Raw genomic sequence first — 26570 nt, 5'->3', positions numbered from 1 at the left:
ACAACAAACGTTGATTATTGAAGGTGAAAGCGGTGTTGCAACGCTTAAAACTGCACAATAAGCAATCATTAGCGGCAGACAAGTAAATGGTTGTGCACTAAGCCCATAACCATTAAAATAAGGAGTAACTTATGAATCATTTCAACCATCTAGCCGGTGTTTGTGAACTCAATTTAGTGATCAGAAAATTAATATTAACAGGGCTCACAGATAAAAATTATGCCCGACTTTATCAAGCAATTGATACAACGTTCGGGGTAGATAAGGTGACGCTTAATCAACAGTCCGCTTTATTAATCGTTCATTACGATGCAACACATACAAGTTTAGATGCGCTAAAAACCATTATTCACTCACAGCAGGTAGGTATCGATCAACACTTCTGGGGGCGTATTAAAGCGAGTTATTATCAATTTGTTGACCAAAATATTTTAGAACAAAAATCCTATAAAGAGGTAAGTTGTCATCACGCTCCTGCCATGACTAAGAGAAAATAAGCAATGACAAAACGCTGATTCACTAAACATCCAGCCTTTTTCACCATGAAGATAGTTGTAACGACAATATTACTGTACGGTATAAATACGTATTTAACGCACAAAAAAGGACACTATGCAGCTAAAAATAACCTTTATTATCATCTTGTTAAGCTTATCTAGTGCAGTTGTGAATGCGCAGATGCCTGTAGGTGACGCAAACTTAGGCCCCTTAAAAACTCCCAGTTGTCGATTTTGCCATGGACAGGATGGTATCGGTACTCAGGATACTTACCCTAATTTAGCAGGTCAAAAGAGTGCTTATCTATTTTCAAGTATGAAGATCTATCAAAGTGGTATGCGCAGTGGTGGTCTTGCCACCATGATGAGTAAGCAATTATCAAGGTTAAACGATCAAGACTTAGCCGATATTAGCGCCTATTATGAGAAAATGGCGAAGGAATGAGCATAGCGTTTATTTCCGCTCATCACTCGCCATCTCTTTTTAGCGTTTATGCCTAACATTAAGTCTCTTTAATGTGTTTTATCTGTCGGGATACTCAAACTGCCCCTTAATTAGAGCTACGTTCCTGATAATGATATTTAACATTTACAATACCTTGGTATGCCATCTTTCCCGAATCATCCATAAACTCAGTAACGGTTACAAAGACGTTATCTAAATGGAGGCTTCTATTTAATGCAGAGGCCCCTCCCCAAAAGCGCAACTCTTTATTAAGTGCAGAGCCTTTTTTACCTTTGACTGCGACTAATCTTTCATAACCATTATTGTAGGCCTGCTCTTTTGTGGTCGCTATTTTAGTTGTAATATGACGTTCAGCGTTACGTAAGGTGTAGTTTCCCGCTGGGAATGTAACGTCTGCTAATGCTGTACCACTTAACATCATAAGCGTGCTACCGAGGAGTAATGCAGGGGTTAAATTTTTCATGATCTTTCCTTATTTATTAATAGAATGAAGAACTTGTTAACTCCACTTAATAATAAACAATAAACCCTGTCACTTGGCTGACGCACTCATGACAATAATGTCACTTAGGGTTTATTGGTAAAGAGTATTCTGATATTTAAGCCAGCCAGAGTACTGTGGTTTATCAGCTTGTTGATAGGTTGATAAGATCATGCCACCGTTACTGTTCCAACGATAAGTACCACTAAATGTGAGCGTTTCACCAACAACTAACTTAGGCACTGCGTTGGCTTTTTCAATATTGTGTTTAATCAGTAGTTTTCTGCCAGAACTAAGACGAATTAAAATCACCTGTGCAATATAGGGGGATTGTTGATTTTCTAGTAGCTTAGCAATACGTCCTGCGCTACTGACCATCACACCACCACGTTGCTGTTTGTACAAAAATTCGATATATTCAGCACCTTCAAGCAGTGAGTCTGCCTGTTTGTCACCATCATCATAAAGGTTATTTAGCTGTGCATTGTTATCATTAAAACAGCCCGATAAAAGCATCAACAGTGGCAATAAGTAGAAAATTTTATTCATAAAAATTATAATCGCCCTTTAAAGTTCAACACCGTTTCACCTGCTTCTGTTTTTGGCCCAAGCCATGAGAGCGCTTGTAAAATAGAAGGATCGAGTTTTTCACCTCCAATAATCGTGCCTTTAAGCTGGTAATTCCCACCCTCTTTTAATGAGATCTCGGCGTGAGTGGTTAACTGTTCAGAGTGCTGTTTAAGTGAGGCGAGCAATCCGCCCTCAGCGCAGTTGAGATCCATGCTTGGCGTCGCCAAATTGATATTACCCATTGGGGTTTGTATTTTACCTTCATGCCACACTAAATAACCATCAAGTTCACCACAGTACGGCACACCCTGTGTTGCATTTTCAATCACTAATGAAAATTTCCCCGATGGGGTAATTGGGATAGGCAGTTTTATATAGGAGAGTAATTCTGTGGCTTTCATATCAATCTCAATGTCAAAAAGTGTCAGTCCTGAAAAACCATAGGCGACCGAACCGACACCGGACATCACTTTTCGACCGTTGTTAAACCTAACATCGGCTTTTAATTTAAGTGTTAACAGCGCTAACCAGTCAAATTTCCAAGTTAATTTTTGCAATTGAAACTGATTACGATAATCCAGCTGTGAGAATTTACCATTCCACAGTGTCCCTGATATATGGCCTATTTGCACACCTGAATTTTCAGGAATAAAACGTGTCACCATGCTTGCAGGCACAGTTAATACCAGTGAGATGAGATACAGAGTAATAAATGCCAAGCTAATTTTTAATTTCATATGCAATCCCTAACTTACCTCTAAACAATTATTGACTCAGCAACAAACGATTAACTTTGATATAACCGCTGCGCTCTGTTCTACCTAAATCAGCATTTAATACCGATACACCCTGTTTATTACTTAAGCTAGTTAACCACTTTATAAAACGATTAAACTCAACATCCGTTATCCACACTTCCATTTTTCCTTTTTTATTAACAATACGCGAAAAAATGATGCCATGCTTTTGGGCACTACTATTAATGATTTGCGTTAAATTGCCACCTCTCACCGGTGGTTTTCCTACCCCAGAGTCTAATAAAACGGTTGCTTTTTCTTTACTCCAATTAAGTGTGCTTTCAGCACGTACCAGTTGTTTTTGGCTATCAGCAAGCTGGTTGGTTAATGGTGACCAAATTCCCCAATACAGTATTGCAATACCCAAAACGACGGCACTGATCATCGCTAATTGTTGCTCTCTTGGTGTGATACTTTCCCACCAGGCTTTAAACTGTTCCATTGCTATTTCTTCCCTATTGTCAGCAAACCACTTACTTGGTTTTTGCTACTATTAAGTGCCCCCTGCTGTAAATGATACTGTTTGGGTAGCGCATTTGAGAATTTTTCAAACGCTTGGAAGTTATTACCTACCGCTAAAATACGCATCTGTTGTTTTTTGGCATCATATTTTAAGCTACTTGTTTCGAGCTCTTTATTATTTTCAAATATAGGTGCTATTTCATCAAGCATCACTAAAAAACCAGAAGGATCACGGTTACCATTGGTCGCTTTTAGCATGGTTTTCAACCTCTTTTTGACACGGCTGTAACGCAATTTTTTTTGTTCTGGAAAGGCGAGTTTATAAACGCTCTCAACTTGTCCTTTTACCATCGCAACTTGTGCTTCAACGCGACTATTTTCCATCACTAGGTTGATGCAGCTAATCACAAAGAACAGCGCCACTAAAATCGCAGGTAAACGCCATTTCAGTAAATTTTTATTGATCTCTTTTTTAACTTTAAATTCACCGTTAAGCAGGTTCACTTTACAACCGATGGCTCCCGCGGTTAATAGCTCCATCGGCAATGTGGGAAAGTCATTAACCCAATCACCCAAGCAACCTTCCAGAAGGGGACTATAACTTTCAATGGTTTGATTGCTCTGCTCGTCAATTTTACTGGATAAGATAATATCCAGCATTGATAGCTCACAACTCCATGCCAGCTCTTTGCTTTCACGTATTATCCAGTGGTTATCAAGTTGCACCGCTTGCCAATTTCTAGCAGCAGGAAACGGCAATGCTAACCCTTCGGGGATAAACTGCTTACAACTGATTTTTGCATCAGCAAGCCAGCCTAACCAGCTAGTCATACGCTGTTTATCACACACTGCAACATGCACTAAATTGGTGCGTTTAGCGATCACGGTAAAGTGTAGTTTTTCAACATCGCCCGCTAGCTCTTCCTCAATAATGTAGGGTAATGCTTGTTGCATCTGGCGATTAAAGGCCCCCTTGATGACCACCTCTTTGATGCACACATCCACACCCGGCAATAAACAGATAACATGCCGTGATTGTGCTTTTTCCGTTAATGTTTTTAATTGCTCAGCATTATCTAACTCACCTGAGCCGATGATCTCTTTTTCACTTTCAGACCAGATAAGCCAATGCTGTTTCTGCGAAGCTTCACTTGCTAGGCGGATTATTAATCGTTCACTCACCCACACTCTCCATCTATTTAAGCCCACCCGATTGATATCGGATCACCTTGGCTTTCTTATCGTCCATTTTAAATAATATTTGCACTGCAGTAATACGATCTTCAAATTCTGCCGCACCATTAAGCTGAAAATATTCACTTGTCACACTCAACATTTTTTTTAACCCTGCTGATACTTTTACATCACTAAATAAAGAAGATGCTAAAAAGTCATCTACCTTGTTCCAGCCACTGACGGGCCTATCTTCTAATAATTTACTGAAATCACTTAAAGCAAAATCAAAATCTTGCTTAAACAGGGCATACAATATGGCGGCTTGTTCGATGGTCACGGTATTAACATTGATCTTTTGATCTTTTGTTGGAATGGCACATAAGTAGGGCGAAATACGTTCATATACCTTTTGACCAACACCTTGTACTGCGCGCAACTCACTGATATCGACCATCAAGTTGTTAGCTGCTAAATGAGGTACACTACGCGCTTGATAGATACTATCTTCAGCGCCTTGCGCTGCATTGCTAACATCATCTTTATCGACCCAATCGCGACTCGATTCAGCAATCATTTCAGCTGCATAATCGTTAATACCAATGGCTTCTAACAGTGTTTGAAACTGTGTTACAGGCGTCGCACGAATATTGCCTTTATCTTTAACCCCTAATGCATTGAGATTAAAACAGCTACGCATATCTTTGAACTCTCCCGCGATATTGCCATTTTCAAGCGGAAAAATCATCTCTGGCAGCGCCCAATTTTGATCTAAACTGACCACGCTACTATCGGCAAAATCTTGGTTTAATACCATGCGTCCAAAATCACCGGCAGCTTGACCATACCAATAAACACTTTGTGAAAAAATCAGCCCCTCGGTACGTTTAAGACTCATGGTTAAACGCCCAGTCATGGTAGCGGCAATCGTCACCATTATTGCTAAAATCATCAATACTGTGATCAGCGCAATACCTTGCTGTTTTTTTGGTGAGTTCGCCATTATAGTTTGATCACCTCACTTTCTGGGATTAAGAAGATGCGATTAAGCTCACCAAATTGTTTACTACTAAAACGTATCTCAATACCACGCGGTAATTTATTGCTTTCATTCCAATTGGTTTGCCAACCATCTGCCCAAAAACGAAAGCTTAATTTCTCAATGTCTTTTAACAACACCTGTACTTCAGGCACTTGTCCAGCAACAATGTCAGGGTATAAAAAATAAAGACGTTGTAACTCACCATCCATTAGGCGATAACGCACGCGCAGTAGATTTGAACGGGGCAATAAGTTGAGCGGATTAGTCCAGCCTAAACGGGTGAATTCAATACCTTCATCTTCTGATTCAAAGAGTGATTTACCCACGGTTAGTACACTAATTTTATCACTGTTTCCCGATTCATCTCTTGAAGCACGGGCGATAATTTGCGTGAAATCTTGCTCCATCATCAACATTGCACGCTGTATTTTAAGCAATTTATCACTGTGTTTTTTGCTTATCTCACCGCTACGAATAACGCCTTGCAAGATCTGATAAGAGACCATGCTCATCAGCGCAAAAATAGAGATAGCAACCAGCACCTCTAACAGCGTGAAACCTTGTGTACCACGATAGAGCTTACGGTTTTGCAATGTAAGTCCTCATATAAGCGAGTGCGCGTCCACGCTCTACATCACTCACCTCAATATCTAATGCTTTAAAATTATTATCACCCGTTTCTACGCTTTTATAACGCAGAAACCATGTCACATCCGCAAACTCCGTTGTGTCATAACGCCAACTGGCCGCCGGCCACACTTTTTGTAATTTTAACTCTGCCAAACGATTACTGGCAATCCACAATGCAAAGGTTTTGTTTTGTAGATATGCTTGGCTATTGAGTGCGCTAGAGGCAGAATTCATCACTGCAACACCTGCTGTTGCCATAATAACCAGTGCCAGCATCACCTCAAGTAAAGTCATACCCTGCTGTTTTTTAAAGAAACTTAAGCAATTCATTGCTTATCTGACTCCATCCGTATGATCATGCCACTCATACTCACTTGCAATAAACTACTACGTTTATCAGGCCCTGTAGCATTCTCTGAAAACAGCACACGAAAGGGCGTCACTTCACCACTCGACATGATGTATACCTGTGGAGAGAAGCTTTTCACCTCATTTTCATCACCGTCAATCTGCACTAAATATGTTTCATCAATAAAAACATCTTCATCTTCTGTTTCAATCTCATCCCAGACAGAGCCTATCAGGGTGTACTCGAAATTGATCGATTCTGGCAACTCAATCACTTTACCAATCTGTTCAGACGCTAACGCGATCCATTTTTTGCTTGGGTAATCGTAAAAGGCAAAGCGGTAAGTATTGTCGTTAAAAACCAGCGCTAACTCTTTACCAGAAATTAACGCTTCATCTTCTGCAAACTGTAATAGGGTACTAAATCGTTGTGCTTGCCAATCAACATTATCATTATTACTAATATTATTTGGCATGGTCATCATCACCCCCGCAGAAGCCATACCAATTAACACTAATACCAGCATGATCTCTAATAGGGTGAATCCTCGCTGATCTAACAACGAGCTTGATGATTTTTGTAACACTCGCTAAGTCCTATTTTTTACCATCAAGGTTCCAGTTACCGATATCATCATCTGTGCCCTCTTCACCATCTAGACCCACAGAAAGAATATCAATTTTACCATGTTCACCCGGGCTGTTTAAGATATATTCATTACCCCACGGATCTTCTGGTAAACGTTTAATGTAACCATCCTCAGGGTAGTTACGTGGCTCAGGCTCTCCACTTGGCTTATTGATTAACGCTTCTAAACCTTGGTCTGTTGTTGGGTAACGATTATTATCTAACTTGTACATATCTAACGCATTTTCTAATGCGATCAAATCTGAAACCACTTTTTGGCGATCAGCTTTATCTTTATTGCCCATTAAGTTGGGCACAACCATTGACGCTAACACACCAAGAATAACGATAACCACCATGATTTCGAGCAGGGTAAAACCACTCTGTTTTTTATTATTATTGTTCACGAAATTTTCCTTTTTAATCTAAATGTAAAAATTCAGGCTTTAGCCTGAAACCATATTATTAAGCTGTAAAATGGGCTGCAGGATAGCAGAAACAATAAACAGCACCACTCCTGCCATAGAAACAACCAGTGCAGGTTCAAAAATCCCCAAGGCAACCGTTACTTGCATAGAGAACTGTTTGTCCTGATTATCAGCAGATCGTTCCAACATATTACCTAATTCACCACTTTTTTCACCACTGGCTATCATATGCAACATCATCGGAGGAAATAGTTGGGTGCTTTTTAGTGACAGTCCAAGACCCGTTCCTTCACGCACTAAGTTAGTTGCCTCACCCACTTTGAGACGAATAAATTGATTACTCAATACCTTACCAGCAATACCCATCGCCTCTAAAAGTGGCACGGCACTACTGTTAAGAATACTTAATGTACGTGCAAAACGGGCGGTATTTAGCTCATTAGCAACACGACCAATAACCGGTACTTTTAGCAAGTATTGATCAAAAACAAGCTGATTTTTGGCTTTTTTCAACCACACTTTTACACCACTAATAAAAGCAAAAACCAATATCACAAAATAGATCCCATAATCACGCAATGCATCACTGGCAGCGATTAAAAATTGCGTAGAACCAGGAAGGTCGGTGCCCATATGCTCAAACTGCCCCACAACCTGTGGTACAACCGAGGTGAGCAAAATAGCAACCACTGAAACAGCGACTAAGGTTAATACAATTGGATAGATCATTGCTTGCATCATTTTACTTTTCATCTCTTGGCGCTGCTCTGCATAATCCGCCAATCGATCTAATACTTTATCAAGATGACCCGATTTTTCACCCGCGGCCACCATTGCACAAAACAGGTTATCAAAAATAAGAGGAAAGCCACGCATACTATCAGCCAAACTATGCCCCTCAATAACACCACTGCGCACGGCTGAGAGCATTACTTTAATTTTAGGGTTATCACACTGCTCGGCTACCGCATACAAACACTCTTCGATAGGAATAGAGGAAGCCACTAATGTCGAAAGTTGACGGGTGATCAAGGCTAAATCGGCGGTTTTAATTTTACTGCGCAGTAGACTTGAACCTGATTTAGTGGCTTTATTGGCAACAGGCTCCACCTCAATCGGCGTTAATCCCATACCACGCAACTGTTGGCGTAATAAACGTGCAGAATCAGACTCTAACGTACCTTTTTTCTGTTTACCATTGGCATCAATAGCTTTGTATGTAAACGTCGCCACTTTAATCCTCTCTTGTTACACGTAAAATTTCTTCTAATGTGGTTTGTCCGTCTAATACTTTGGCGAGGCCATCATCACGAATACTGTTTGATGTTTTACGGATCACTTTTTCAACCGCTTGTTCACTGGCACCATTTTGAATCATTTCACGTATTTCATCGGTCACCACCAACAATTCATGAATACCGGTACGCCCTTTGTAACCGCTATGATTACATTTAGCACAACCAATGGCGCGATAGATCAACGGATTATCTGCACTTTTCAACGCTAATATTTGTTGCTCTTTTTCTGTCGCAGGATGCGCTTCTTTACAATGTAAACATAAACGGCGTACCAAACGTTGCGCAAGCACACCTAATAAACTCGACGATAAAAGGAAAGGTTCAACCCCCATATCACGTAGACGCGTTACTGCGCCCACCGCGGTGTTAGTATGCAGTGTTGATAGCACTAAGTGACCTGTTAAGCTAGCTTGTACGGCAATATGCGCTGTTTCTAAATCTCGAATTTCACCAATCATCACCACATCGGGGTCTTGACGTAATATAGCGCGTAAACCACGTGCAAAGGTCATATCAACTTTGGTATTAACTTGTGTTTGTCCGATACCCTCAATCGAATACTCAATCGGATCTTCTACAGTTAATATATTACGCTCTCTCGCATCTATCTCTAACAGCCCCGCATATAAAGTGGTACTTTTACCTGAGCCAGTCGGCCCCGTCACCAAAATAATGCCATGCGGTTTATGAATCAGATCACGCAGTATATGGTGATTTTTCTGGGTCATACCCAAGGTATTTAAATCTAATTTAATGGCATTTTTATCTAATAAACGCATCACCACACGTTCACCATGACTTGCTGGCATGGTTGAAACACGCACATCCACCGCACGCCCACCAATACGCAATGAGATACGACCATCTTGAGGAATACGTTTTTCTGCGATATCTAGTTTTGCCATGACTTTAATACGTGACACTAACAGTGAAGCGAGTTTACGCCGAGGTTTCAAAATCTCACGTAAGATACCATCCACACGGAAACGAATGACCAGAGTACTTTCGAATGTTTCAATATGTATATCGGAAGCTTCCTCTTTAATCGCTTCACCCAACATGGCATTAATGAGTTTGATAATAGGTGCATCATCTTCCGCTTCGAGCAGATCTTCTTCACCGGGCATCTCTTCTGCCAACGTAAAAAAGTCCTCACTACCAATATCTTCCATGAGTTGTTGCGCTTCAGAAGAAGATGACTGGTAAGCAATACCCACCAGCTGATCAAACCGATCATCATCAACTTGGGTCAAGGTAAAGGTATGCCCCAGTACACGACGCACCTCTAAAATGAGATCGGCGCTAGGAGGCACTTTAAAACAGAGTTCGCTTTTCTCTCCTTCATAAAAAACCACTAATGCATGTTTTTTAGAAAATGGAAACGGCAGTTGACCACGTGGCGTGATATCAGAATGATCCCCTTCACTCTCCGTGATCTCCTCTAATAACTCACTATCAAGTGCAGTCATTATTGTTTTTCCTCTGTTGCATCATCGGTGAAGCCAGACAACGCTTGTGGCTCCTCTTTACTCATTTTTTGTTGTGTTGTTTCAAGATCTTTTTCAGTAAAAAAATCAGCAGGGTTAATTTCATGGCTTTGCCCCCACTCAGGCAATACAGGCGCGTCAGTATTTGGCATCAAATTAATACCGCCCTCTCGATGCCTTAATTGAATGGCACGAATCAAGCCGTATTTACGCATACTGAGGCTACTCATGGTTTCATCGTCACGAATAATTGTGGCACGCAGGAAAATCATTAAATTACGTTTTTCGGTACTACTTTTCGTTGATTTGAAGAGATGACCAATCCATGGAATATCCCCAAGCAGTGGCACTTTACTAACGGTTTCAGTGACTTTTTCATCAATCAAGCCTCCAATAATAATCGTTTCACCCGACTTTGCTAATACCGTGGTTTTCACTGATCGTGTTGAAAAAATAACATCCACCGATGTTTTCCCTTTAATATTAGAGACCTCTTGCTCAATGGTTAACTGCACTGCATCACCCTCATTGATTTGCGGTGTGACTTTTAACTTAATACCAATCTCCCTCCGTTCGATAGTTTGGAAAGGATTATCATTCGAAGAGCTGGATGTTGATCCCGTTAATACCGGCACTTCATCACCGACCATAAAGCTTGCCTCTTGATTATCCAAAGTGGTAATACTCGGTGTCGCTAATATATTTGAGGTACTACTACTACTCAATGCTTGTAACATCACCCCCCAATCATCACCCACGTAACCCGCGACACCACCCGCCAGTTTACCAATCACATTAACCACTGCAGAAAGATCATCTTCATCATTACGTACTTGATAAGCGGCACCAATCACTTCACCCGTAGTGACACCATTGTCTTTAAATTGTGTGCCACCAGCGGGTGTTGCCCACTGTACACTTAAGTCAATACCATCCCCCTCAGAAACCTCTACAATAATCGCTTCCACCAATACTTGTGCGCGGCGAATATCTAATTGGCGAATGATACTGCTCAGTGATGACATCAATGCAGGTTGTGCGGAAACAACAATTGAATTGGTACCCTCATGTGATTCAATGCTTAATTCAGAGCGACTCGACTTATTGCCTGTTTTGCTATCTGTGTTTCCAAGGCTTTTACTAACCCCTTTTAAAACACTTACTACCTCTTTAGCTTTTGCATATTTGAGATAGAAAACACGGGTATTACCGCTATTTTTCAGTTCACTATCCAATGTTTTTACCAGTTTTACGATGCGCGCACGGGTTTTCTTTTCACCACTAACAATCAGTGAGTTCGTACGTTCATCAGCGACCAAACGAGGCTTTAGTATGCTTGGTGTGGTGTTTTTAGTTCCTTTGGCAGGTTTTTGAATCGCGGTAATAATTTTCACCATCTCCAATGCGCTAGCATATTTAAGCTTGATGATATCAACTTCTTGGTCACCTGCTCTGTCAACACGGTGAATGATTTTGACCAAACGATTAACCACGGCAGCACGCCCCGTGATCATAATAACGTTTGACGGATCGTAATGTACTACGTTACCACCACCGGCATTATCATTAAGCTGGCGTAGTAGAGGCGCTAATTCACGTACTGAAACATTGGTCACAGGCACAACACGGGTAACCATCTCATCACCCTTATATTGATTGCCATCATCGACGACTGGAATTGCGGACACTTTGGCATCTTTGGCTTTTATCACCTTAATGATGCCACCTTCCATCTCAACAATAGCAAAACCATAAACCTCTAAGACATTAAGAAAGAATTGGTAATATTGACTTTCATTAAGCAGATCATAACTACGCACATTAATACTGCCACGCACCGCAGGATCTAATATAATGGTTTTTTTAAGATTCTTACCCACAATATTAATAAACTCATTAATATCCGCGTTTTTAAAGCTTGCAGAGTATTCTACTGCACTCAACGTGCCAACGTGGCTAACACTTAAAACGGCCGCTAATAGACCCAAATTAAGCAACTTGCCCACTCTGTTTTTTATCCCTAAAAATACCATTTAATACCACTCCGACTATCTATTACTTAATGTCTAAAATTACTGTTTAAGAATGACCCCTACTACGGGATACTAAAATACAACTCATGTAACTGCCCAGCTCGTTCAACGGTTAAGGTCATGTCAGTCATGGTTGGAAACTCTTTCATCAATGTAAACGCTTGTTGCGTATCCGTTAAATCAATACCATTTAATTCCACCGCTAAATCTCCACTTTTCAGCCCTGCTTGGTCAAACAGCGTTCTATCTCTACCCGGTTTCACACGATACCCTTTCACCTTACCATTTTGGCGCACAGGAGAAATACGAATATAGTCAGTTAATTTACCGGGGTTTCTCAAGAGCGCTTGACGGTCTAATTTTACCGTTCTTACCTCTGAACTTTTCATCGCTGTCTTTCTTTGTTGTGTACTTTTTGCTTTTGTCTCTTGACGCTGATGTTGCTTATCTAATGTCTCAACACCGTCTAACATCAAGGTTTGATGTGAACCATTCACTTGTAAGATAATACGATCTTGATAAATTTTTGTAATCACTGCGCTGGTACCATCAATCTTAGAGTTGATAAAATAACTCGATTGACGCCCTTTTTGATCAATGATAGCACTTGAATATTCTGGCTCCGTACTGGCGACCACGCCCACCAATTTTAAATTCAAGCGGGTTTTAGGTGCATTGGTAATACTGGTTTCATTAACAACCGGTTTAACCTGTCGCGCTTTTTCTCCAAACAGGTGCTGATTTTGCAGTTGGTGAGTATTAATTTTACTACTATTTTGCGTTTTATTCGTTGTTACTGGTTGCCACAGCAGTGCAGGTTTTTCTGTTGGGACAAAAAACCATGTTAACAATGCTAATTGATACGCGAACAAAGTAGCGACGATTGCTAATACAATCATGGGAGATTTTTGTAAAAGAGAAGCTAATGACACCGATAAAAACCCTGTTTTCATACAAATATAATGATTCAGCATGCTACCCTAGGGGTGACAATGCAACAAGTAAATGACACGAATTATGTGGATTATAGAGGGTAATCACCTCGAGACGTTACATTTTATTGGAAAATTGATTATTTTTTTATAGCAAGTGGTGAAAAATTAACTAGCGGTAAATTCTTCTTTGTTATACTGCTAGTTTACAGGATAGGATAAAGTAATGTCTGATAAAAAAATTCGCTTAGATAAATGGCTCTGGGCAGCACGTTTTTATAAAACACGTAGCATCGCTCGTGACATGATTAATGGTGGTAAAGTCCACTATAATGGTCAGCGCGCTAAAGCGAGTAAAATGATTGAATTAGGTGCGTTACTCACCATTCGCCTAGGTGATATTGCGAAACAGGTCACTATCGAACAGTTATCAGATCAACGTCGTGGTGCTCCTATTGCTGTTACCCTCTACCAAGAAACAGCCCTGAGCATTAAAAAACGCGAAGAATATTCAATATTGCGCAAATTAAGTCTACAAAATGCCCCTCATCCAGATAAAAAACCCAATAAAAAACAGCGCAGAGAGCTAATACAAGCGAAAGCCCAACGTAATAACGCTAACTTTGACTAAACAGAGATAAAAATAATGACCGATCAACTACAACGTTTCCTTTTTGATGATTTTGACATTCGTGGTGAAATTGCCAATGCCGATAACAGCTTTAACGAGATCATCAAAAACCATGATTACCCGCTAGAAGTAGCGAACCTAATGGGTGAGCTTTTAGTTGCTACTACACTGTTAACCGCCATGCTTAAATTTGAAGGAAAAATAGCGGTACAGCTACAGGGTGACGGACCACTAAAAATGGTGGTAATTAATGCCGATCAAAATTTACAGGTACGTGGTACAGCGCGTGTAAAGGGCGAAACAGCAGGGCTGTCTTTCTCACAGTTAGTGGGTAATGGACATATGATGATCACCATCAGCCCGGATGATGGTGAACGTTACCAAGGTATTGTTGACCTCAGTAAAGACTCATTAAGCGCCTGTTTAGAAAATTATTTTGATCAATCAGAACAACTGCCTACGCGTGTTATTTTACATGCAGACAGCGAAGGTAAAGCACAAGCGGCAGGTCTTTTAATTCAAACATTACCTTCAACTGGTGACAACCATGAAAATGATTTTCAGCACGTTTGCGCATTAGCACATACCGTAAAAGCGGATGAACTATACGAGTTAACACAAGAAGAACTGCTGCATCGTTTATACCATCAAGAAACGGTGCGTCTTTTTGAAAAGCAGGCCATTGCATTTAAATGCTCATGCTCAAAAGATCGCTGCTTATCATCACTTGCTTCTATCACACCCGAAGAGATTTTAGGCATTTTAAATGAACGTGGCGCCATTGAGATGCATTGTGAATATTGCGCCAGTGATTATCGTTTTGAAGTAAACGATCTACAGATCTTATTAGGTGATACTCACAACCAACAACACTAAAAATAACAACCCACTTAAAAGCTGATTAACCACAAAGTTACCAAGAAAAAAAAGAATAAACTTTTATTCTTTTTTTAATGTAACGACTTCGTGGTGATACTTTTCAAACAAAAGCCACCACAATAAGCTCGCTACAATTAATTAACATTAACGACGATTTTTTAATCAATTTTATGAGCTAGATCTCACCCTTTTCACCGATAATCCCCTACTCTCAAGATTGATATTTCAATCACTTAAGAGGAACTGATTATGACTGCATTAGCACCTAATAAATTAAGCAAATATGGCATTACAGCTGTTTCTGAGATTGTGTACAACCCGAGTTATGAAACACTGTTCGAAGAGGAGATGGCGACTAATTTAACAGGGTTTGAAAAAGGAATTATTACATCCAACGGTACGGTAGCTGTTGACACAGGCATCTTCACTGGCCGCTCTCCGAAAGATAAATATATTGTTAAAGACGAAACGACTCGCGATACCATTTGGTGGAGCGACCAAGGTAAAAATGATAACAAAGCGATAGATCAAAGCATTTGGTCGGATCTAAAAAACATTGTTAGCAAACAACTGTCCAATAAACGCCTCTTTGTTATCGATGCTTATTGTGGCGCCAATGAAAGCTCACGCCTAAAAGTACGCTTTATTATGGAAGTGGCATGGCAAGCACATTTTGTTAAAAATATGTTTATTCGCCCAACAGAAACAGAACTCATCGATTTTGAACCTGATTTTGTGGTCATGAATGGTTCAAAAACCACTAACCCCAACTGGCAAGCACAAGGGCTAAATTCTGAAAATTTTGTCGCCTTTAACCTTACCGAAAAAGTACAAGTCATTGGTGGGACTTGGTACGGTGGCGAGATGAAAAAAGGGCTGTTCTCCGTGATGAACTACCTATTGCCGCTTAATGGTATGGCTTCTATGCACTGCTCTGCCAATATCGGAGAAGCGGGAGATACCGCCATCTTCTTCGGTCTTTCAGGGACAGGAAAAACCACCCTGTCTACCGATTCAAAACGCGCTCTGATTGGTGACGATGAACATGGCTGGGACGATGATGGGGTGTTTAATTTTGAGGGTGGCTGTTACGCAAAAACCATTCGTTTAAGCGCCGAAGCCGAACCTGATATTTATGGTGCAATTCGCCGTGATGCACTGCTTGAAAACGTGGTAATTAATAGTGATGGTGTTGTCGATTACGACGACGCGAGCAAAACAGAAAATGCACGTGTTTCCTACCCGATTAACCATATTGATAATATTGTAAAACCTATCTCGAAAGGAGGTCATGCACAAAAAGTTATCTTTCTAACTGCCGATGCCTTTGGGGTCTTACCTCCCGTTGCCAAACTGACGAAAGCACAAACACAATACCACTTCCTGTCTGGTTTCACCGCAAAACTAGCAGGGACGGAGCTTGGTATTACTGAGCCTACACCGACTTTTTCCGCTTGTTTTGGTGCTGCATTTTTAAGTTTGCATCCAACACAATATGCAGAGCAATTAGTAAAACGCATGGAAGCCTGTGGCGCAGAAGCTTATCTGGTTAATACAGGTTGGAATGGATCCGGTAAACGTATCTCAATTGCCGATACTCGGGGCATTATTGATGCGATTTTAGATGGCTCAATTGAGAAAGCACAAACCAAGCAGATCCCACTGTTTGATCTTGCAGTCCCTCTCGCTTTACCGAATGTTGATAGCAATATTCTTGATCCGCGTGATACCTACGAGAATAAAGCAGAGTGGGATAAAAAAGCACAACATCTTGCACAACTTTTTATCACTAATTTTGAAAAATACACTGATAAAGAGCAAGGAAAAGAGTTAGTTAGCGCGGGCCCTAAACTGAGTTAAAATCTCGCTGAGTAAAAATCAACAACGCTTATCTCTTAATGATAAGCGTTGTTCTCCCTTCCCTTTTTAGCAAAATAAAATTACTTTTAAAGATAATCGAAGTATCATTGTATCGATTGATATAAGGTGCAAAGATGCGTTTAAAAAGTAAAATATTAACAACATGGGCAGAGTTTGAAGCATTAGAAGATAGATGGGATGAGTTACTTACCCAGTCTGATGCTGACAACCTTTTTTTAACCTGGCAGTGGATAAATTGCTGGCGAAACAGCGTTGCCAACCCTATTACACCCTATATTATAATCTTAAAAGAGAACGATCATATTGTTGCTATCGCCCCCTTTTATGAACAAACCTACCAACTCGTAAACAGCATAAAATACAAAGCACTACGCTTTGCCGGCGACCAAGGTATTGGATCTGAATACAGTAATTTTATTGTTAATAATAGCAACAGTGAAAAGCTAAAAACACACTGTTGGCAGGTTTTATTAGATAATAAAAAACACTGGGATTTTATCTGGCTAACCAATATTGCGCAATGGACCGCTGGCGGAAAAAGTTTAATCGAGGCATTAGCAAAAATTAACAAACTCAATGTTCATCAACGTACTATCGAGTTTAGTAGTAGCCCATTAAATTCACTTGGAGAGGATATATTACCTCACCTTTCTAAAAGCCTACGCACCAATATAAAACAGACTCAAAAATACCTTACTCGAGAAGGTGAATGGCAAGTAACCACAAGCACTCAGCCAGAAACATTAGCCACTGAATTACAGCATTTATTTACGCTACATAATAAACGCTGGCAAAAAGCAGGCTTGCAAGGCTCATTTGAACGACGCCCTGCAATGGCTGATTTTTACCAACAATTTGCACAAGTAGCACTAAAAAAAGGTTGGTTACGTTTATTACGTTTAGAGGTCGATGGTGAAGTACAAGCGATGCAGATAGGTTATGTTTATAAACAACAATTTTTAGCAATTCAAGAGGGATTTAATCCTGATTTTCTTGCGGGAACAGGACAGGTTTTACGCTATTTTTCTTTTCAACGTTGCATTAAAGAGAAACTTCAAGCTTATGATTTTTTAGGTGTTTATACAGATCATAAACGTCGCTGGTTAGCAGAAAAGAGGCAAGGTTGTAACCTCTTTATCTTCTCTAACAAAGTTAAAAACACTCCTTTTAAACTCAAAGCAATCTGGCCAACAGGGCGCTATTTAAAGGAGCTTTAACGCCTGCTTACAGGCGTTAAAGTATTTACCAAGTGATTGTTGTTTTAAACTCACTATCACCTGTCACACGTGTTGTAAGTACTAATGTTGAGATAGCCACTTTTTGATGATAACCACGGCTTAACCACCCCAGTGCAGGTGTTTCTTTATCGTCGCCCTCTTGCCCGGTAATAATCTCAGCGCTCAACTCAGCAGATAAACTAATATTAATCTGCTCATCACCCAGCTTCAGTCGACAAACTCCATTTTCAATTTTAATCTCAGAACAAAATTCAGAAAAATGCAAGTATAAAGCAATATCATGTTGTCCTTCAGTCTCTACACTATCAATGATAGTAATGTTTTTCTGTTCGCTATTTAAGGTAATCGCACGCTGATGTTTTACTGGAGAGCTTAAACGTAAATAGCCCGTATGCTCAGCAACAACACGTCCACCAATATCGCTTGGCGACCACTCTGTACAACTTGCCTGTGCATGTGATTCCCACATAAACGGGCCGGTCATCACCGATTGATCTAATCCATCAACCTCTAGTGCATTATGTGCTTTAGTGGTTCTAAAATGGTTACGCCATAAAGGATGGCTGAAATAATCATAAGTGCCAGTATCCACAAACAGATCGTTATTATTAATGCGCATAACAAAACTCAATACATCAGCATGTCCATGGGCAGCAATCGCGGTATAACCTAGCTCTGCACAATCAAACAGGATGCTTGCTTGGTTTTTTTCAGCTAATGAGCCAGCTTGCAACAGGAAATAACCAGACGCTTTAAACTGTAGTGAGCTTAATGGCCTCACTTCTGTCATTGGCGCTTGTTTACGTTTGGCTCTGCCATTAAATAACCAAAAAGTGGATTCACTGTGCTGTTTAAAGGATGAAGAAAATATTTCATCGTCGTAGAGATAACCAGATATATCACACACTGCATTGATATTATGAACATGATCGCCTAAATCTAAAACATAACCATCATCTTGATCACCTAACATGGGATAGTATTCACCGCCCTGAGCAACCTTCGCAATAAAAGCACTGATAGTATTTAGTGTTGACCAATACTCATCTGAGAATTGATCTTTGCTCCATTTACCCGTTAATGCGGTAAACAGATAAAATTGGAAAACAAAAAACTGATAACTAAATGCATGCTCTTTGGTACAGCCGTCGGCAAAGGTTTGCGCTTGAATTTCACGCTCTAAAACAACTTTACTATCAATCTGCCACTGTGGTGCATCGGCTAACATATCAAAATAACAAGCCGCAATATAAACACCCGCAGCTTCCCCTACTAAATGGTTATTTGCAGAGGTACCTTGCGAATATTTTCCACTTACATCTCTACAGTGCAGATAAACACTAGCTAATAAACGCGCTTTAAAATCACCGTTAAAAAGCCCTGAATCTTTGATTAAATCAATCGCCCACACCCAGCTAATTAAACGAATAGCTAACTCTAACGGACTACGCCAGTTCATACCATAACCGTAAGGGTTGGCATCTAACCATGAGGTTAATTGAGCAACCACACCCTGCGCATATTTAAGTTCACCCGTGACTTTATAAGCACGCCCCAACACCACTAACTGATGATGGCGGTTTGGCTCCCAAACTAACTTACAGTCACCATTATTTGCAAAATCGCGATAATTCACTGCCACAATATGATTCAAGCTTGAAAAGATGTTTGCAGAATGGTCTTTATGCCAATTAATAGGCGTTCCTAAATCATGCTCTTTAAGATCAAAATAGCTTAATTTATTTTCAAGAATCATCTCAGATTTTTTTATTAAATCTATTTTCCATTGCTTTTGAAAACCTTCGGTTGCACCGGTAAACACCTCAAAACCACCCACAAAATCAGCATCAGGGTTATAAGTAGGCTTGAATTTAACCTTGGGTACAAGATTAAATTGCACACGCCCTTTCTCAACATAAGCATCCGTTAATGAAGTGACACGCCAAATGATCTCTTTGACTGACATCATTTTAATGCGTTTTACATACCAAGTAATTGATTGCATGAAGCTCTCTATCTATAAATTATTAAAAAATGTTTGTGTAAAGGTTTGCATCTGCTGATGTGCGATAGCCTCTCCCTGCTTACGATAATCTATCGCAAAGGCAATCAATGTCGCTCCCGGTGTACCCACAATGGCTGATTTAACCTCTTCTAATTTTGCTCGTTTCTTATTTTCGGTATGCTTACCGTTGACCAAATACCAATAAACAATCAAACGTGAGCGATCTTGCCCTCTACTTAGCGTTAATAGATTCACTTGGTTATTCTCAAGACACAACTTACCTTGCTCCGTCACTGACCAATGTTTTTTATCATAAAGGCTATTTTCTACATAGATCATCTCATGCGCTTGGCTTTGCTTGATATAGTTGGCTAAATAAACCTGCACAGCCACCTCATCTTTGATGAAGAAGTTAAAACTCTCAGCACTCACACCATGAGAGAGCGGCGACCAATTTGGACTGAATAGCTTGTCTGCGCTCACTAAGTTGTACTCATCTAAAACAGGTAGTTGAAACTGATAGTTTTCATCAAACCGTGAGGGTATCCAAAATAATGCCAGTGTAAAAATAGTCAAAATAGAGTAAGTCGTTAATAGCTGAATTTTATTAACAGCAGTAACAGTTGACGCTTCATCAGCACTATCTCGTTGCACTTCATCCTCAAAATAGAAACGAGAGATATAAATAAGAGGCATTAAGAAAACAGCAAATACAGCCCAGCCAAAGGTTAAGTGGTCTTGCACGATAAAGTGCTGCATATGAGTATAACTACCCACCACAATAATGATGATAATACGCATCCAGTTAGCAAAGATTGCAAAACAGAGACATATTAATAAAAACTGTAATCCTTTTTTTATTCCAAGGTTATTAAAAAAGCTAACACAGACCGCGAACAGAGCGGAAACCAGAAAGAAACCTAAACCTGAACAGGCAGGCTCTACATCAAAAAGCCCCCCGTAGGTTGAAAGGCGATAATCATCACGCAATACATCAATACCCACTAAACGAGGACCGAGATCCCCCGCGATGGTAGAAAGCTCACGCAAAGGCATTTGAAAAACATTCCAAACGGGTAAAATAAGCGCCAGCATGGTCAGTGGAAAAAACAGTTTTTTAAGCATTGAAAAGCCATAAATGCTAGCGATATAAAATACCATTACCGCAAACAACATCAACTGCTGCAGTTGCTGAATACTCGCTAAATGGTTAATCAACAACCCTAAACAGCTCATTACTAATAACAAGGAGGCGATAAAAGAGGGCGCATGCTGTGCATCATTAAAAATATCGCGCTTTAACCACAATACATAAAGTACGACTGCAAAACCCAAAAAACCATGACTATAAGGACCGTTGCTATTCCATTCATCGAAGATGGTTACTAAAACTGAAGTATTTACTAATAAGATTACTAATAAACCTAGCAGAGAAGCGATATTCACAGCGCCAAATCGTTTTAACAAGGCGAACTCTCCGCGACCAATAATAACTCCTGATAAACAGCATAGGTACGTCTTGCGACACTCTCCGAGTGGTAAAGATCTAAAGCAAGCTCAGTTGATTTTTTAGCCATCGATTTTTTTAATTCGCTATCATCTAAAATTCGTTTCAACTTGTTAGCGATATCTTTAGCATCAAATGGGTTAACCAAATAGCCCGTTTCACCATTTTTGACCATATAAGGCATGCCACAGCGATTGGAAGTAACCACAGGAATGCCTACTGCCATCGCTTCCTCAATACCCATGGGTGAATTCTCTTCAAGGGACGCTAACGCGTAAATAGAGGCGTGAATTAGCTCTTGCATCACCTCTGTGGTGGTAATGCGCCCTAAAATAGTGACATGCTTATCAAGATTATTGTCTTTAATAAAAGCCAGCATCTCTTGCATATATTGATCATCACCAACACTACCCGCAATGCGCAGTTCAACATTAACACTTTCATCAACCAGTAGTTTTACCGCTTTAACCAATTGCAGGGTATTTTTGCGAGGACAAATGACCGCAGAGGTAAATATGCGCCCCTTTATCTCATCACGTGTTAAGTTAAAAAACGCATCGGAGATAGGGTTGTCGATATCATAAATAATGGCATCAGACACAGGCGAAACACGTTCACGCACATAAGGGCTAATTGAGATGATATTCGGTTGCTTCGCCCAACTGCCTTTCTCTATTTTTTCCCAAATTTTAGAACGAAGCCATTTACATTTACCGCTTGAAAATAAGGTATCACCGTAAATAAAACCATGCACGGTAAATACTTTCGGTACATCGATATCTTGAGTCATAATGCCATAAGTATCGTGAGCATGAATAAGGTCAGGCCGTAGTTGTTGAATGTAAGCTTCAATCAGCTTTTTACTCTTACCAATTGCATTCACAAGCTCACTACCAACAGGTTTAGGCAAACGATGAATTTTCACTTTTCCCCACGTTTCAATCATCGCTTCAGTGATGCTACTACACAAGGTAACGACATCAATTTTCAGATCTGAATAAGCTGATAATGAATGCACTAAATTAACACTCACCGCTTCAACACCACCTAAGGGTCGGTTTGAATCGATAGGAAACTGAGTAACGAAGGCGAGTTTGGTAGTCGACATGCTAATCCTTAGCTTTAGTTAGATAATTCTTTAAATACTTTTTCAAAACGGGTCATCACTTCATCAACAGAGTGATTATTCTGATAATACGATCGCGCATTATGTGAGCATTCAGACCACTGTTGTTCATTTTTGCATAATGATCGAATGCCAGCAATAAGCTCATCTTTGCTTGTGGCCGGTAATCCTAATTGCTTTTTCTGAATCAAGTCATCGGGATCAAATGTAGATACTATTGGCAATCCATTACTCCAAGATTCTAAAAATGTATTTGGAAAACCCTCATATTCTGAAGTGCAACAAAACAGCGTACTGGAACGATACAAAGCGGGCATATCATCACGTCCTACCATACCCAAATATGATACATTGTCTAAACGTTTCATCGTGTTAAACAACGCGTCGGAGTAATCATCCTCCTCTAAAGGGCTACCACCGACCACAAATTGAAATTCAGGAAGTGACTCTGCCACTTCCAATAACAACTCTAATCGTTTACATGGGTGGATTCTGGCGGCCCACAATATTGTTGGCTTATCCTTTTTATATTTTAAAGGCTGATACTGATTTTCAGTAGGACCAGGGCAAGGCATTGGCATCACTGTTGAAGCTAGCTGAAACCCAGATGCCAATAAATTAACCTGCTTTTCTGTTTGCGACAAAATATGATCTGCATGGCGTAAACCGTAACGATACAAAACTCTTTCACGTAGCTTTGTCATTACAGGCAAAGCGGGATCCGCATCGGCATCACTTGCTAATGAATATAAAAACTGCTTATTGTTTAATTTACACCACATGGCAATTTGCCCAGTAATGTACTCACCACAATTTTGATAATACACATCTGCATTAGCACGCTTCATCGCACTAATTAAGCCACTCCAACGGGGATAAAAGAAACGTACACCCGGTATACCAGCATCTTTCCTACAAATTTTAATAACATTAATACCGTCAATGACTTCATCTTCGCTATTACCATCCGCCCAAGTCAATAAAGAAACTTTATGCCCTTTTTCCGCTAGCCATTTCGCCATTAAAGTGGTTTGCCTTTCTACACCACCGATAAAGCCAGTATTACCGCCCTTTATTGCATCGTATGCGAAATGTGCAACTAAGCAGATATTTAACATGATAATTTATAACCTAATAAGTATTTAAAATTTGATGAAATAGGTGGAGCTTCTGCAATCGAATGCATTATCGGTTTAGCAGATATAGCAATTCAGATTCTGATTTATCCAAAGGGAAGCTAAAACGTTTTAAAGTCATTAAATCATCCTTTGATTGACATAATCCAACATCCGTGGAGAAAGCAGCCTTAAAGCCATTGCTCTTTAAAAGACTAATAGCAGACTTATTGTAATTGCCATTAGGATAACAAAAATATTGACATTTCACTGCCATTTTTTCCTCTATACGGATTTTTGATTGTTTTATTTGTGATAACATTTGCGGTGCCGATAAATTCCCCAAACGAAAATGATCAACAGTATGACTTGCAACATCCATTCGCCCTTGTGTTACGGCCTTTTGCAACTGCGACCAGGAGGCAATAGCAGACCAATCATCATCTGCACAGATATCAGAAAGTGCTTTACCTGACTGTTGTTCAAGCATTTCAGAAAGCCCATTAAAGAGTTGATTCATTTTAATATCATCAGTAAATTTTCTTTTGCAGTCATCTCTAAAAACTTTGTAGCTTTTCTGCAACGCACCGCGAGATGTTGCATCAAACAGGTATGTTTCATGCTCATATTGCAACGAAAGCCACTCCCCCATATTTTGTTGTAATGCGTAATCGAAGCGATCAAACCAAAAAGGCAAACCAGAATCAATATGCCCAGTGACAACAAATAAAACGGGCTTAATGCCAAACTGCTCACAAATTGGTAAGGCATAATCAATATTATTACGATAGCCATCGTCAAAGGTAATGAGCATTGCATTATCAATTAACGGCATCTGACCTGTTAATATATCAACAGCTTGATCAATATTAATAAAGCGATAATAACCAGACAATATTTTCAAAGTACGTTTGAGTTCATTGGGTGAAATCTGTGATCGTAGTGGATTCCATGTATTTGCTGTCTGTTTTTCCATTACACCGTGCAACATCAACACACAAATTTTATGACGATTTTTATAATGTAAAAACGCCAACACACCGAACTTTGATAAAATCCATAAAAAAGCCTTTTTCAATAGCAACTTACTTTTAAATAATGTCAAAAAATTCATATCAAACACTACTGAGAGCTATCTAATAAATTCTGATAATGGCTAAATACCGTCTCGACATAAGTTTTCATTGAGTATCTCTGCAAGCCTTTCCGCCCCTCATCGACAATTTTCATACGTAATTCAGGATGAGACACAACATAAATAATTTTCTCCGCAAGCTCATCTGCATTTTCACGCTGAAAGAGAAAACCATTTACCCCATTTTCGATCACCTCAGGCATACCACCCGTTGCAGTCGCAATACAAGGAATACCAACTGCCATCGCTTCAACAAGCGCAGCGGGGGTACCTTCAGATAGCGAAGGTAATATAAAAAGATCACTTGCTTTAAGTATTTCTGGGATGTCACTTCGCCCTCCTAAGATAATGACATGCTTAGATAATCCGTATTCATCAATTTTTTTAATTACCTTTTGGTAAAAACGCTCTGAGGTTTTCTTACCCACTAATAATAATTTTGCATCTGGAACATTTTTATTAACGAGTGCAAAAGCATCGATAGCAATATCCCAGCCTTTAATTTCTACAAAGTGACCAACAGCTACAATAACAACATCCGACTTTTTTAAATTAAATTCTTTTCTCACCTGCGAGTGTTTAATCGAGACAAAACGTTCAACAGAAACAGGCACTGTGACGGTGGTTACTTTATCTTTAAAACCAACTTGTTCAATAACCTCTTTTCCAGCAAGGTCGCTTACCGCAAGGATACGATCAACACACCAGCCTGTAATTCTCGAACTGAGCATAAGCTTTTGCAAACCTGAAGGGCGTGTACTTAGCTCATAATAAGAGGACATAGATAACTTAGACCACAGCTTAACGGGTACCCCTGCTAACTTAGCTGCAATAAGCGGACTAGTATGATCATTATAACAATGAAAAATATCACACTGAATCGATCGTAATAATTTATAGTTTCGGTGAATACTTTGCAGATCAAAATTCCCTTTCGATCGCGGTTGATAAATAATTTTGCAACCCACTTTTAAGAATGGCTCAATAAGGGACTGGTCTTCTGGTTGCTTAGATAAAATAAGCCAATTATTCCACCCCTGCTCCGCACACCTCTCAATTAGCTTTAAATAGCTCATCCATTTTGATGTTGCTACCATTGGGGATCCTCCCCAATAATGAACGACGTTCTTTTTCTTTTGCAATTCCAAATCCTTTTAATTTGAGTTAAAAATTGATTGTAAATGACGAATTTGACTCAAGCGACTATCATGGCTCAAAGTCACATTTGTTAAATATAAAAAGTAATTGCTATGCAATCATTACTAGAATATACAAGTCACGCAATAAAAAGGTATAAACATAAAAGTAAAAATATAGTACACCTTAGAAATACAAAATAAAATGTACCTCCAATAGCGGAGCAAAATTATGCCGAATCGTTAAGTATGATATCAATACCCTCTAAAATTGTTAATTTTTATTTTATATATAGTTTAAGTTCTTAGCAATTTAGCACCATGCACGACTTTGAATAAAAGAGTGTAAAGGTCCATTATCAACAACCTTATACCATATATGGACCCTCTCCGATTGCAAGACAATTTTGATCGTTGAAATAGAGTGCATTGCAGCCATATATTCGGCTTTTTTATGAGGTATCACTGATGCCTCTAGCCCTGATGGATTTCCGCCCCTATTACCTCATCAATCCGGCGGCTTATTATAGCCCTTGGTATAAAAAGGTTTCCTATAGGGCAGTGCTGAACTGTATCCCATCAATCTCTATTCTCTAGCAATATTACAGGGTGGTTAAACTTTATTATCGACTGATTAAATTTTAT

Annotated in this window: 26 protein-coding genes; 6 read left to right on the top strand and 20 right to left on the bottom strand. The window is 39.7% G+C overall.

All coding sequences use genetic code 11. The features are described from left to right. Positions 1–131: 131 nt before the first annotated feature. Entirely contained in the window at positions 132–497 is a 366-nt protein-coding gene (locus tag G322_RS0101305) for a hypothetical protein (RefSeq protein ID WP_022940006.1), read from the top strand. Positions 498–612: 115 nt separating this feature from the next. Next, positions 613–942 (top strand): c-type cytochrome, encoded by a 330-nt coding sequence (locus G322_RS0101300; protein ID WP_022940005.1) that lies wholly within the window; start codon positions 613–615, stop codon positions 940–942. A 106-nt stretch (positions 943–1048) separates the two neighbouring features. Here the strand turns inward: G322_RS0101300 and G322_RS19640 are convergent, their stop codons facing one another. The 14 genes from G322_RS19640 to gspC form a co-directional block, all read right to left on the bottom strand. Continuing rightward, complete coding sequence (locus G322_RS19640) at positions 1049–1426, bottom strand: DUF3316 domain-containing protein (RefSeq protein ID WP_022940004.1); 378 nt, start codon at positions 1424–1426, stop codon at positions 1049–1051. A 111-nt stretch (positions 1427–1537) separates the two neighbouring features. Continuing rightward, positions 1538–1993, bottom strand: a complete 456-nt coding sequence (locus G322_RS22095; RefSeq protein WP_022940003.1) for a DUF3465 domain-containing protein — start codon at positions 1991–1993, stop codon at positions 1538–1540. A 5-nt stretch (positions 1994–1998) separates the two neighbouring features. Then, complete coding sequence (locus G322_RS0101285; protein WP_022940002.1) at positions 1999–2751, bottom strand: type II secretion system protein N; 753 nt, start codon at positions 2749–2751, stop codon at positions 1999–2001. Positions 2752–2779: 28 nt separating this feature from the next. After that, positions 2780–3253 (bottom strand): type II secretion system protein M, encoded by a 474-nt coding sequence (locus G322_RS0101280; protein ID WP_022940001.1) that lies wholly within the window; start codon positions 3251–3253, stop codon positions 2780–2782. A gap of 2 nt (positions 3254–3255) precedes the next feature. Continuing rightward, entirely contained in the window at positions 3256–4455 is a 1200-nt protein-coding gene (gene gspL / locus G322_RS0101275; protein WP_022940000.1) for a type II secretion system protein GspL, read from the bottom strand. Between the two features lie 13 nt (positions 4456–4468). After that, positions 4469–5449, bottom strand: a complete 981-nt coding sequence (gene gspK / locus G322_RS0101270; RefSeq protein WP_022939999.1) for a type II secretion system minor pseudopilin GspK — start codon at positions 5447–5449, stop codon at positions 4469–4471. Continuing rightward, a complete protein-coding gene (gspJ, locus tag G322_RS0101265) occupies positions 5449–6081 on the bottom strand; it encodes a type II secretion system minor pseudopilin GspJ (protein ID WP_022939998.1) in 633 nt (210 codons plus the stop codon). The genes gspK and gspJ overlap by 1 nt, the downstream gene beginning before the upstream one ends. Further along, positions 6068–6448 carry a type II secretion system minor pseudopilin GspI gene (gene gspI / locus G322_RS0101260; RefSeq protein WP_022939997.1) on the bottom strand — a complete coding sequence of 127 codons (381 nt, stop codon included), beginning with the start codon at positions 6446–6448 and terminating at the stop codon, positions 6068–6070. The genes gspJ and gspI overlap by 14 nt, the downstream gene beginning before the upstream one ends. Beyond that, complete coding sequence (gene gspH / locus G322_RS0101255; RefSeq protein WP_022939996.1) at positions 6445–7053, bottom strand: type II secretion system minor pseudopilin GspH; 609 nt, start codon at positions 7051–7053, stop codon at positions 6445–6447. Before gspH ends, gspI begins: the two co-directional genes overlap by 4 nt. A gap of 10 nt (positions 7054–7063) precedes the next feature. Next, complete coding sequence (gene gspG / locus G322_RS0101250; protein WP_022939995.1) at positions 7064–7501, bottom strand: type II secretion system major pseudopilin GspG; 438 nt, start codon at positions 7499–7501, stop codon at positions 7064–7066. 39 nt (positions 7502–7540) lie between these two features. Beyond that, on the bottom strand, positions 7541–8755 hold the full coding sequence (gspF, locus tag G322_RS0101245) for a type II secretion system inner membrane protein GspF (RefSeq protein ID WP_022939994.1): 1215 nt from the start codon (positions 8753–8755) through the stop codon (positions 7541–7543). A 1-nt stretch (position 8756) separates the two neighbouring features. After that, positions 8757–10289, bottom strand: a complete 1533-nt coding sequence (gspE, locus tag G322_RS0101240; protein ID WP_022939993.1) for a type II secretion system ATPase GspE — start codon at positions 10287–10289, stop codon at positions 8757–8759. Further along, positions 10289–12340 carry a type II secretion system secretin GspD gene (gspD, locus tag G322_RS19630; protein WP_022939992.1) on the bottom strand — a complete coding sequence of 684 codons (2052 nt, stop codon included), beginning with the start codon at positions 12338–12340 and terminating at the stop codon, positions 10289–10291. Before gspD ends, gspE begins: the two co-directional genes overlap by 1 nt. A 62-nt stretch (positions 12341–12402) precedes the next feature. Then, positions 12403–13314, bottom strand: coding sequence for a type II secretion system protein GspC (gspC, locus tag G322_RS0101230; RefSeq protein ID WP_022939991.1), 912 nt, complete (start codon positions 13312–13314; stop codon positions 12403–12405). Positions 13315–13498: 184 nt separating this feature from the next. Between gspC and hslR the strand changes: the two genes are divergently transcribed. The 4 genes from hslR (at position 13499) to G322_RS0101210 (ending at position 17880) form a co-directional block, all read left to right on the top strand. Beyond that, positions 13499–13903: a ribosome-associated heat shock protein Hsp15 gene (gene hslR, locus G322_RS0101225; protein ID WP_022939990.1), complete on the top strand. Its 405-nt coding sequence runs from the start codon at positions 13499–13501 to the stop codon at positions 13901–13903. A 12-nt stretch (positions 13904–13915) separates the two neighbouring features. Beyond that, positions 13916–14779 carry an Hsp33 family molecular chaperone HslO gene (gene hslO / locus G322_RS0101220; protein WP_211217117.1) on the top strand — a complete coding sequence of 288 codons (864 nt, stop codon included), beginning with the start codon at positions 13916–13918 and terminating at the stop codon, positions 14777–14779. 252 nt (positions 14780–15031) lie between these two features. After that, positions 15032–16642 (top strand): phosphoenolpyruvate carboxykinase (ATP), encoded by a 1611-nt coding sequence (pckA, locus tag G322_RS0101215; RefSeq protein ID WP_022939988.1) that lies wholly within the window; start codon positions 15032–15034, stop codon positions 16640–16642. Between the two features lie 134 nt (positions 16643–16776). After that, positions 16777–17880 carry a GNAT family N-acetyltransferase gene (locus G322_RS0101210; protein WP_022939987.1) on the top strand — a complete coding sequence of 368 codons (1104 nt, stop codon included), beginning with the start codon at positions 16777–16779 and terminating at the stop codon, positions 17878–17880. 25 nt (positions 17881–17905) lie between these two features. Here G322_RS0101210 and G322_RS0101205 read toward each other — a convergent pair whose 3' ends face one another. The 6 genes from G322_RS0101205 to G322_RS0101180 form a co-directional block, all read right to left on the bottom strand. Continuing rightward, positions 17906–19906 carry a heparinase II/III family protein gene (locus tag G322_RS0101205; protein ID WP_022939986.1) on the bottom strand — a complete coding sequence of 667 codons (2001 nt, stop codon included), beginning with the start codon at positions 19904–19906 and terminating at the stop codon, positions 17906–17908. Between the two features lie 12 nt (positions 19907–19918). Continuing rightward, positions 19919–21373 (bottom strand): exosortase C-terminal domain/associated protein EpsI, encoded by a 1455-nt coding sequence (locus G322_RS19625; RefSeq protein WP_022939985.1) that lies wholly within the window; start codon positions 21371–21373, stop codon positions 19919–19921. Continuing rightward, a complete protein-coding gene (locus G322_RS0101195; protein WP_022939984.1) occupies positions 21367–22521 on the bottom strand; it encodes a glycosyltransferase family 4 protein in 1155 nt (384 codons plus the stop codon). Before G322_RS0101195 ends, G322_RS19625 begins: the two co-directional genes overlap by 7 nt. Before the next feature lie 14 nt (positions 22522–22535). After that, entirely contained in the window at positions 22536–23657 is a 1122-nt protein-coding gene (locus tag G322_RS0101190; RefSeq protein WP_022939983.1) for a glycosyltransferase family 4 protein, read from the bottom strand. 67 nt (positions 23658–23724) lie between these two features. Then, positions 23725–24768, bottom strand: coding sequence for a polysaccharide deacetylase family protein (locus G322_RS0101185; RefSeq protein WP_051143710.1), 1044 nt, complete (start codon positions 24766–24768; stop codon positions 23725–23727). Positions 24769–24776: 8 nt separating this feature from the next. After that, entirely contained in the window at positions 24777–25886 is a 1110-nt protein-coding gene (locus G322_RS0101180; protein ID WP_022939981.1) for a glycosyltransferase, read from the bottom strand. Positions 25887–26570: the final 684 nt, after the last annotated feature.

The organism is Psychromonas hadalis ATCC BAA-638, assembly GCF_000420245.1.
Lineage (GTDB): Bacteria > Pseudomonadota > Gammaproteobacteria > Enterobacterales > Psychromonadaceae > Psychromonas > Psychromonas hadalis.
The sequence above is the reverse complement of the archived record's forward strand: the minus strand, read 5'-3'. Positions and strand labels throughout refer to the sequence as shown.